The organism is Pseudomonas linyingensis, assembly GCF_900109175.1.
Lineage (GTDB): Bacteria > Pseudomonadota > Gammaproteobacteria > Pseudomonadales > Pseudomonadaceae > Geopseudomonas > Geopseudomonas linyingensis.
Genome location: NZ_FNZE01000032.1, coordinates 1 through 9,359, shown reverse-complemented (window position 1 = coordinate 9,359; position 9,359 = coordinate 1). Strand labels below are relative to the sequence as shown.

Below are 9,359 nucleotides of genomic sequence, written 5' to 3'. Positions count from 1 at the left end.
GCGCGCAACTACTACTTCAGCCGCGACTTCCGCGACGTTCCCGCGACGGCCCAGTCCAAGCAGGAAGAGTGGGCCCAGGGCTTCATCCTCAACTTCAAGTCCGGCTACACCCCGGGCCCGGTCGGCTTCGGCGTCGACGCCATCGGCCTGCTCGGCATCAAGCTGGACAGCAGCGCGGATCGCGCCGGTACCGGCCTGCTGCCGGGGGCATTCGGTGACGAGGCGCCCGACGACTACAGCCGTGCCGGGGCGGCGCTCAAGGTCAGGGTCTCCAAGACCGAGCTGAAGATCGGCGAGCTGCAGCCCAACCTGCCGGTGCTGACCTTCTCCGACATCCGCCTGCTGCCGCCGACCTACAGTGGCGCCAGCATCGTCTCCCAGGAAATCGCCGGGCTGACCCTGCAGGGCGGCCAGATGCGCGCCACCAGCCTGCGCAATGAGGCGGGTGATGACGACATCCGTGCGTTGGTTCCGAGGGGCCGTGTTTATGTGCGGACACCGACCAGCGACGGCTTCAACTACGTTGGCGCCGACTACGCCTTCAACCAGAACCGCACCAGCGTCGGCGCCTGGTATGCGCAGCTGGACGACATCTACAACCAGCGCTTCTTCAGCCTCAAGCACGGCGAGCCGCTGGGGGTCTGGACCCTGGGCGCCAACCTCGGCTACTTCGACTCCGCCGAGGATGGCGACGAGCTGGCCGGCGAGATCGACAACCAGGCGTTCTACACCCAGCTGTCGGCCAAGCGCGGCGGCCACAACTTCCTGATCGGCTACCAGGCCATGTATGGCGAGCACGGTCTGCCGCGGGTGTTCGCCAACGTGACGCCGCTGGGCAACGAAGTGCCGACCTTCGAGTTTGCCGCGCCCGACGAGCGTTCCTGGCAGGCGCGCTACGACTACGACTTCGCCGCCCTCGGCATTCCGGGTCTGGTCAGCACCGTGCGCTACATCACCGGCGACAACGTCGATACCGGCGGCACCGAGGAAGGCAAGGACTGGGAGCGCGACCTGGATCTCGGCTACACCGTGCAGAGCGGCCCGCTGAAGAACGTCAGCGTGCGCGTGCGCAACGTGGTCGCGCGTTCCAACTATCGTCCGGATATCGACGAGAACCGTCTGATCATCAGCTACACCCTGGGTCTGTTCTGATCCCGGGGTAAGGCACTACCGAGTTTTACGGGGCTTGCCCGCCGTCAGGCGGGCTTTTTTAAGCTGGGAAGTTGATGGCTTATTAAGTCTTCGCCAATTAATGCGGTGAGGATTGGCGCGAAGTTATTCCCGTCGAAATTGCAGTTGCTCAAGAGAGTTATCTGGCTCAGGCCATGGCAAGGAATTACCGAATTATCTGATTGTTACCAATGGGTTGTACCTACTGTCATCTGGTTGGTTCTGGAGAAAGCAATGCACAACAACAAGAAAGCATTTCAGGCCTGTGTGAATACCCCGCGCAAACTGTTCGCGGTCAGTGCCATGGCGTTGGCGCTGAGTAGTTCCCTGGTTGCCTCCGTGGAGGCGTCCGATCCGGTCAAGGTCGGCATCCTGCTGCCGTTCACCGGCACCTTCGCGGCCCTCGGCGAGGCCACCAACAACGGCCTCAAGCTGGCCATCGAGCAGCAGGGCGGCACGCTCGGCGGCCGTGCGGTCGAGTACGTGGTGGTCGACAGCGAGGCCGATCCGGGCAAGGCGGTGCAGAACATGCAGAAGCTGGTGTCCGGCGCCAAGGTCGACGTGGTGGTCGGCCCGGTGCACTCGGGCGTCGGCATGGGTGCGGTCAAGGTCGCCCGCGAGAGCGGCGTGCCGCTGATCATCCCCAACGCCGGCTTCAACGCCGCCACCGGCCCGCTGTGCGCGGCGAACATCTTCCGCACCTCGTTCACCTCCTGGCAGACCGCCTTCCCGATGGGCAAGGTCGCCGCCGACAAGGGCTATAAGAACATCGTCACCGTGGCCTGGCGCTACGGCTTCGGCACCGAGTCGGTGGACGGCTTCAAGGAGGGCTTCGAGCAGGCCGGTGGCAAGATCACCAAGGAAATCTACCTGCCGTTCCCGGAAGTCGAGTTCCAGTCGCAGCTGACCGAGATCGCCGCGCTCAAGCCCGATGCGGTGTTCGTGTTCTTCGCCGGCGGCGGTGCCGCCAAGTTCGTCCAGGACTACGCCGCGGCCGGTCTCAAGGACAAGATCCCGCTGCTCGGTTCGGGCTTCCTCACCGAGGGCACCCTGGCCGCCCAGGGCCAGGCGGCCGACGGCCTGCTGACCACCCTGCACTACGCCGACTCGCTGGGGACCGCCGAGAACGCCAAGTTCCGCAGCGACTACAAGCAGCAGTTCGGCAAGGAAGCGGACATCTACGCGGTGCAGGGCTACGACACCGGCCTGCTGCTGGCGCAGTCGCTGCAGGCGGTGGCCGGCAACACCGCGGACCGCGCCGCCTGGATCCAGGCCATGGAAAACGCGCGCATCGCCAGCCCGCGCGGCGAGTGGACCTTCTCCAAGGCGCACAACCCGGTGCAGAACGTCTACCTGCGCGAGGTGCGCAACGGCGCCAACGTGGTGGTCGACGTCGCCAGCGCCAAGCTCAGCGACCCGGCACCGGGTTGCAAGCTGGAGCAGGTCGCCGCCGCCGCTCGCTAAGGCACTCGCGTTCGCCCCCGGGCACCGGCCGTTCCATCCCCTGGCGGCCGGTGCCCGGGCTTCTGTCATCCATCGCGTGGAAATATCACCATGGAGCTGTCCAGCATTCTCATCCAGACCATGAACGGTCTGCAGTACGGGCTGCTGCTGTTTCTGATCGCCAGCGGTCTCACGCTGATCTTCGGCATCATGCACATCATCAACCTGGCCCACGGCGCCCTGTACATGGTCGGCGCCTACCTGGCCTGGTGGCTGACCTCGCTGGTCGGCCACCTGTTCCTCGCCATCCTCCTCGCCGTGCCGCTGGCCGTCGGCCTCGGCGTGCTGATCGAGCGCTTCCTGATGCAGGCGCTGTACAAGCGCAACCACCTCGACCAGGTGCTGCTGACCTTCGGCCTGATCCTGGTGTTCGACGCCCTGCAGAGCATCCTCTGGGGCAACGACGTGCACAGCGTGGCGATCCCGGCCTTCCTGTCCGGCTCGATCGCCCTCACCGAGACCCTCGACTATCCGGTCTACCGCCTGTTCGTCTCCGCGGTGTGCGCGGTGATCGCCCTGGCCATGTACCTGATCCTGCAGCGCACCCGCCTGGGCATGATCATCCGCGGCGGCGCCAGCAACCGCGAGATGGTCCAGGGCCTGGGCATCGACATCCGCCGCATCTACACCCTGGTGTTCGCCGCCGGCGCGGCGCTGACCGCGTTCGCCGGGATGATCGCCGCGCCGGTGTCCTCGGTGTATCCGGGGATGGGCAACCAGGTGCTGATCATCGCCTTCGTGGTGGTGGTGATCGGCGGCCTCGGCTCGATCCGCGGCGCCTTCCTCGGCGCCCTGCTGGTCGGCCTGACCGCCACCTGGGGCGCGGTGCTGGTGCCGGACTTCGCCGGCATGGTGGTCTACGTGCTGATGGCGGCCGTGCTGCTGTTCAAACCTCGCGGCCTGTTCGCCTGACTGGAGACCCTACCCATGCGCATTCTGCCCACCCCGGTCCGGCTGCTGCTACTCGTGCTCACCCTGCTGCTGGCGGCCTATCCGCTGTTCGGTGCGACGCTGGCCGGCGAGCAGCACGACTTCTACCTGCAGAAGCTGACCACCATCATGATCATCGCCATCGTCGCGCTGAGCCTCGACCTGCTGGTCGGCATCAGCGGCATGGTCAGTCTGGCCCAGGCGGCCTTCTTCGGCATCGCCGGCTACACCCTGGTGCTGGTCGCCCCCGAGTACGAGGCGGTCAGCATCTGGATCGCCCTGCCGGTGTGCCTGGGCGTCAGTGCCCTGGCCGCGCTGGTCATGGGCCTGCTGATCATCCGCACCTCGGGGATCTTCTTCATCATGGCGACCATCGCCTTCTCGCAGATGCTGTTCTACCTGTTCCACGACGCCTCCTTCGCCGGCGGCTCGGACGGCGCCTACCTGTTCATGAAGCCGGAGGTGAGCATCGCCGGTGTGCAGCTGCTCGACCTGGAGAAGCGCAGCACGCTGTTCTACGTGGCGCTGGCCTCCTTGGTCGGCGTGTTCCTGCTGCTGCGCACCTTCCTGCGCGCGCCGTTCGGCCAGGTGCTGCTGGGCATCAAGGAGAACGAATCGCGGGTCCGCGCCATGGGCTACAACCCGTCGTTCTACAAGCTGGCCGCCTTCGTCATCGCCGGTACCCTGGCCGGCTACGCCGGCATGCTGTCGGCCACCCAGTACGGCTTCGTCAGCCCCAGCCATGTCGGCTGGGAGCTGTCCGCCCATGTGCTGGTGATGGTCATCCTCGGCGGCATGGGCAGCCTGTTCGGCGCGATCCTCGGCGCCTTCGCCTTCGAGGGCCTGCATGCCGGCTTCGCCGCGCTGACCCCGCACTGGGAGCTGCTGATGGGCCTGGTGGTGATCGGCATGGTGCTGCTGCTGCCGCGCGGCATCGCCGGGCTGCTGCTGCAACTGAGCGAACGCAAGCGTGACAAGAGCCGCACCGCCGCGCAGGTCGGTGCCGCACAGAAGGAGGCTGGGCAATGAGCGCGATCATTCTGGAAACCCGTGGCCTGACCAAGACCTTTGGCGGCCTGACTGCGGTCAGTGACGTGTCCCTGCAGGTCGGCGCGTGCGAGGTGCACGCGATCATCGGCCCCAACGGCGCCGGCAAGAGCACCATGGTCAACCTGCTGTCCGGGCACCTGCCACCCTGCGACGGGCAGATCATCTTCAAGGGCCAGGACATCACCGGCACCTCGCCCAACCGCATCTCGCACCTGGGCATGGGCCGCAGCTTCCAGCGCACCAACATCTTCCCGACCTTCACCTGCATGGAGAACTGCTGGCTGGCGGCGCAGTCGCGGCTGAAGAACTCGTTCCGCTTCTTCCGCCGCAGCGAAAGCTACGCCCAGGTGCGCGAGCGCGCCGAGCTGGGCCTCGAGCTGTGCGGGCTGTCCGCCAAGCGCGAGGTGATCGCCGGCACCATGAGCTACGGCGAACAGCGCCAGCTGGAGATCGGCATGGTGCTGGCCACCGAGCCGAGCTTCCTGCTGCTCGACGAGCCGATGGCGGGGATGGGCAAGGACGAGTCGAGCCGGGTGGTCGAGCTGCTCGCCCGACTGTCGAAGAACTACTCGCTGGTGCTGGTCGAGCACGACATGGACGCGGTGTTCAGCATCGCCCACAAGCTCACCGTGATGGTCAACGGCCAGATGCTGGCCAGCGGCCCGCTGGACCAGGTGCGCAACGACCCGGCGGTACAGGAAGCCTATCTGGGCGACGGCGAGGAGAACTTCTGATGAGCAGCGCAGCACAAGCCATGGCCTCCCGCGTCGAAGCGGCCACCCCGCTGATCGAGGCCCGCGGCCTGCACACCTACTACGGCAACAGCCACATCCTCCACGGCGTCGATTTCCACATCGCGCCGGGCGAGACCCTGGCCCTGCTCGGCCGCAACGGCATGGGCAAGAGCACCACCATCCGCTCGATCCTCGGCCTCACCGCGCCGCGCCGCGGCGAGGTGCGCATCAAGGGCGAGCTGATGACCGGCCAGCCGACCTACAGGATCATCCGCCGCGGCATCGGCTTCGTCCCCGAGGGACGCGGCATGTTTCCCAACCTGACCGTGCGCGAGAGCCTGGTGATGGCTGCGCGCCCCGGCGTCGACGGCCGCTGCGACTGGGATCTCGACCGCGTGCTGGCGACCTTCCCGCGCCTGGCCGAGCGCTTCGCCCACTACACCGGCAACCTCTCCGGTGGCGAGCAGCAGATGGTCGCCATCGGCCGTGCGCTGATGACCAACCCCGAGCTGATGATCCTCGACGAGGCCACCGAAGGCCTGGCGCCGCTGATCCGCAAGGAGATCTGGCAGGTGATCCGCGCGGTCAAGGACACCGGCATCGCCACCCTGGTGGTCGACAAGAACGTCGGCGTGCTGCTCGACCTGACCGACCGCAGCATGATCATGGTCAAGGGCCGGGTGGTCTACGACGGCCCCAGCGCCGAGCTCAAGCAGCAACCCGAGCTGCTCCAGGAGCACATCGGTCTGTGAGGTGGGGGACGGCGGCGCGCGCTGCCGCCCCGCGTTCGTTTCGCGCGGGCATTCCGGCGCCGCGTGCCGACAAAGGGCTATGAGCATGTATGGCAAGACTCTGGCGGCGTGCCTGCTGCCCTCGATCTTCTTCCTGGCCGGGCTCCAGGCCTGGCGTGACGGCTCGGTGACGGGCTTCCTGCTGGCCGGGCTGAGTGCGGTCTGTGGTCTGGGGCTGTTCGTCCTGGCGCGCCGTGCGCCGTCGCCTGTGTACCTGGCGCAGGTGGAGCAGGTGGAGCAGCAGACGGAGGAGGATGGCGGGGCGTTCGACGAGTTGCCGACGGAAAGGACCGAAGTGGTGGCGACGCCGGCGGACCTGCGTCCGTCGCTGTTCGCCCTGCGCGAGGCGGTACGCCAGAGCCAGGCCGACATGGACTATGCCAACAACCTGGCGCGTGGTGCCGGCGAGCGGGTGGTGTCGAGTGTCGGCAGCATCGAGGCCGTCGCCGAGCTGATCGGCGAGTTGACCGCCTACCTGGATGGCCTGTCCGGAGTATTCGCCGAGTTGCGCGAGCAGTCGCGCAGCATCGGTGCCATCGTCGGCAGCATTCAGGAGATTGCCATGCAGACCAATCTGCTGGCGCTGAATGCCGCCATCGAGGCGGCCCGTGCCGGCGAGCATGGCCGCGGCTTCGCTGTGGTGGCCGGCGAGGTGCGCAGTCTGGCGCAGCGCGTCAACGATTCGAGCGGCCAGATCATCCGCATCGCCGGCAACCTCGAAGACACCGCCGAGCATGTGCGCGCCGGCATGGGTCGCATCGCGGAAACCACCCACTGCAGCCAGAGCCGGGCTCAGGAGGCGCTGGCGGCGATGGGCGAGATTCGCCAGGGCGCGCAGGCCCGCCTGGACATCGTCCAGCGGGTCATGCAGGGACTCGAGCGCCAACAGGCGCTGACCGAGAGTCTGGATCGCCAGCTGCACACGGTGACGGTCGACAGCGGTGCGCGCCAGCCGGCCGGCGTGCAGCTGCTCCGCGAGGCGGTCTGAAGGCGCGGCGCAGCCGTTCTGCCGTCGGGCTTCGCGCATTTTTCACCCCACCCGGCCAGCCGACTGCTCGGTCCCGTATCCCTCGCAGCGCCATCCGCGCCGTGCACAAAGCGGATAACGATCGTGCACAAAGCGGATATCACCCCGCGTCTGCGCGCCGTAGCCTGACTGCCACGCTAGGAAAACGACAGCCGGCCCGTGCAGCCGCAGCCGCCCGCGCGCGTCGGCCGGACCAACAAGAAAGACAAAGAGGTGTCGAGATGAAAAAAGGTGTAATGCGCCCCGGGCACATTCAACTGCGCGTGCTGGACATGGCCAAGGCCCTCGAGCACTACGTCGAGCTGCTCGGCCTGATCGAGGTCGACCGCGACGAGCGCGGCCGCGTCTACCTGAAGGGCTGGACCGAGGTCGACAAGTTCTCCGTGGTGCTGCGCGAGGCCGACGAGGCCGGCATGGACTTCATGGCCTTCAAGGTGCTCGACGACGCCACCCTCGGCCGCCTGACCGAGGACCTGGTGGCCTTCGGCTGCATGGTCGAGAGCATCCCCGCCGGCGAACTCAAGGGCTGTGGCCGGCGCATCCGCTTCAGCGCGCCGTCCGGCCACCGCTTCGAGCTGTTCGCCGAGAAGCAGCAGACCGGCAAGTGGGGTATCGCCGAGATCAACCCGGAAGCCTGGCCGCGCGGCCTCAAGGGCATGAAGGCGACCCGCTTCGACCACGCCCTGCTGTACGGCGACGAGCTGCCGGAAACCCTGCGCCTGTTCCGCGAGGTGCTCGGCTTCGATCTGGCCGAGCAGGTGCTCGACCCCGAAGGCACCCGCGTCGCCCAGTTCCTCACCTGCAGCATGAAGGCCCACGACGTGGCGTTCATCCAGCACGCCGAGAAGGGCAAGTTCCACCACGCCTCGTTCTTCCTCGAGACCTGGGACGACGTGCTGCGCGCCGCCGACCTGATCAGCATGACCGACACCTCGATCGACATCGGTCCGACCCGCCACGGCCTGACCCACGGCAAGACCATCTACTTCTTCGACCCGTCCGGCAACCGCAACGAGGTGTTCTGCGGTGGTGACTACCACTATCCGGACCACCCGCCGGTGACCTGGAACGCCGCCGACCTGGGCAAGGCGATCTTCTACCACGACCGCCAGCTCAACGAGCGCTTCCTCACCGTCCTGACCTGATTGCCTTCGACAAGAGCGTGCACATGAAAGAGATCAAACACTTCATCAACGGCGAATACGTCGGTTCCGCCAGCGGCAAGCTGTTCGACAACGTCAACCCGGCCAACGGCCAGGTGATCGCCAAGATCCACGAGGCCGGCGAAGCCGAGGTCGACGCCGCGGTCAAGGCCGCGCGCGCCGCGCTGAAGGGCCCGTGGGGCAAGATGAGCGTCGCCGAGCGCACCGAGATCCTCCACCGCGTCGCCGCCGGCATCACCGCGCGCTTCGACGAGTTCCTCGAGGCCGAGTGCCTGGACACCGGCAAGCCCAAGTCGCTGGCCAGCCACATCGACATCCCGCGCGGCGCGGCCAACTTCTCGGTGTTCGCCGACCTGGTCAAGAACGTGCCCACCGAGGCCTTCGAGATGGCCACCCCGGACGGCACCGGCGCGCTCAACTACGGCGTGCGCCGGCCGAAGGGCGTGATCGGCGTGATCAGCCCGTGGAACCTGCCGCTGCTGCTGATGACCTGGAAGGTCGGTCCGGCGCTGGCCTGCGGCAACACCGTGGTGGTCAAGCCCTCCGAGGAAACCCCCACCACCACCGCGCTGCTCGGTGAGGTGATGAACGCCGCCGGCGTGCCGGCCGGCGTCTACAACGTGGTGCACGGCTTCGGCGGCAACTCGGCCGGCGCCTTCCTCACCGCCCACCCGGACGTCGACGCCATCACCTTCACCGGCGAAACCGGCACCGGCGAGACCATCATGCGCGCCGCCGCCAAGGGCGTGCGCCAGGTGTCGCTGGAGCTGGGCGGCAAGAACGCCGGCATCGTGTTCGCCGACTGCGACATGGACAAGGCCATCGAGGGCACCCTGCGCTCGGCCTTCGCCAACTGCGGCCAGGTCTGCCTGGGCACCGAGCGCGTGTACGTCGAGCGGTCGATCTTCGACGAGTTCGTCGCCCGCCTGAAGGCCGGCGCAGAAGGCCTGAAGATCGGCGAGCCGAACGACCCGTCCGCCAACTTCGGCTC

The 9,359-nt window shown here is 67.2% G+C and carries 8 protein-coding genes and 1 pseudogene; all 9 read left to right on the top strand.

Going from position 1 to position 9,359, the window contains the following annotated elements:
- On the top strand, positions 1–1,152 hold a 1,152-nt coding region (locus BMZ19_RS21840), incomplete at its 5' end, for an OprD family porin (protein WP_090313854.1).
- Positions 1,153–1,404: 252 nt separating this feature from the next.
- Positions 1,405–2,634 (top strand): ABC transporter substrate-binding protein, encoded by a 1,230-nt coding sequence (locus BMZ19_RS21835; protein ID WP_090313852.1) that lies wholly within the window; start codon positions 1,405–1,407, stop codon positions 2,632–2,634.
- 90 nt (positions 2,635–2,724) lie between these two features.
- Positions 2,725–3,585: a branched-chain amino acid ABC transporter permease gene (locus tag BMZ19_RS21830; protein ID WP_090313850.1), complete on the top strand. Its 861-nt coding sequence runs from the start codon at positions 2,725–2,727 to the stop codon at positions 3,583–3,585.
- 15 nt (positions 3,586–3,600) lie between these two features.
- Positions 3,601–4,632, top strand: coding sequence for a branched-chain amino acid ABC transporter permease (locus BMZ19_RS21825; protein ID WP_090313848.1), 1,032 nt, complete (start codon positions 3,601–3,603; stop codon positions 4,630–4,632).
- Positions 4,629–5,387, top strand: a complete 759-nt coding sequence (locus BMZ19_RS21820; RefSeq protein WP_090313846.1) for an ABC transporter ATP-binding protein — start codon at positions 4,629–4,631, stop codon at positions 5,385–5,387. The genes BMZ19_RS21825 and BMZ19_RS21820 overlap by 4 nt, the downstream gene beginning before the upstream one ends.
- Positions 5,387–6,139 (top strand): ABC transporter ATP-binding protein, encoded by a 753-nt coding sequence (locus BMZ19_RS21815; protein WP_244517303.1) that lies wholly within the window; start codon positions 5,387–5,389, stop codon positions 6,137–6,139. Before BMZ19_RS21820 ends, BMZ19_RS21815 begins: the two co-directional genes overlap by 1 nt.
- Before the next feature lie 586 nt (positions 6,140–6,725).
- Positions 6,726–7,166, top strand: a pseudogene (locus BMZ19_RS22945) (methyl-accepting chemotaxis protein); the annotation flags it as partial.
- A gap of 260 nt (positions 7,167–7,426) precedes the next feature.
- On the top strand, positions 7,427–8,350 hold the full coding sequence (locus BMZ19_RS21805; RefSeq protein WP_090313842.1) for a catechol 2,3-dioxygenase: 924 nt from the start codon (positions 7,427–7,429) through the stop codon (positions 8,348–8,350).
- A gap of 23 nt (positions 8,351–8,373) precedes the next feature.
- The coding region (locus BMZ19_RS21800; protein ID WP_090313840.1) for an aldehyde dehydrogenase family protein at positions 8,374–9,359 on the top strand (986 nt) is incomplete at its 3' end.

Bases quoted from the DNA above. Each gene is read 5' to 3' on its own strand.
- BMZ19_RS21835 (WP_090313852.1), top strand. From the start codon at position 1,405: ATGCACAACAACAAGAAAGCATTTCAGGCCTGTGTGAATACCCCGCGC.
- BMZ19_RS21830 (WP_090313850.1), top strand. From the start codon at position 2,725: ATGGAGCTGTCCAGCATTCTCATCCAGACCATGAACGGTCTGCAGTAC.
- BMZ19_RS21825 (WP_090313848.1), top strand. From the start codon at position 3,601: ATGCGCATTCTGCCCACCCCGGTCCGGCTGCTGCTACTCGTGCTCACC.
- BMZ19_RS21820 (WP_090313846.1), top strand. From the start codon at position 4,629: ATGAGCGCGATCATTCTGGAAACCCGTGGCCTGACCAAGACCTTTGGC.
- BMZ19_RS21815 (WP_244517303.1), top strand. From the start codon at position 5,387: ATGAGCAGCGCAGCACAAGCCATGGCCTCCCGCGTCGAAGCGGCCACC.
- BMZ19_RS21805 (WP_090313842.1), top strand. From the start codon at position 7,427: ATGAAAAAAGGTGTAATGCGCCCCGGGCACATTCAACTGCGCGTGCTG.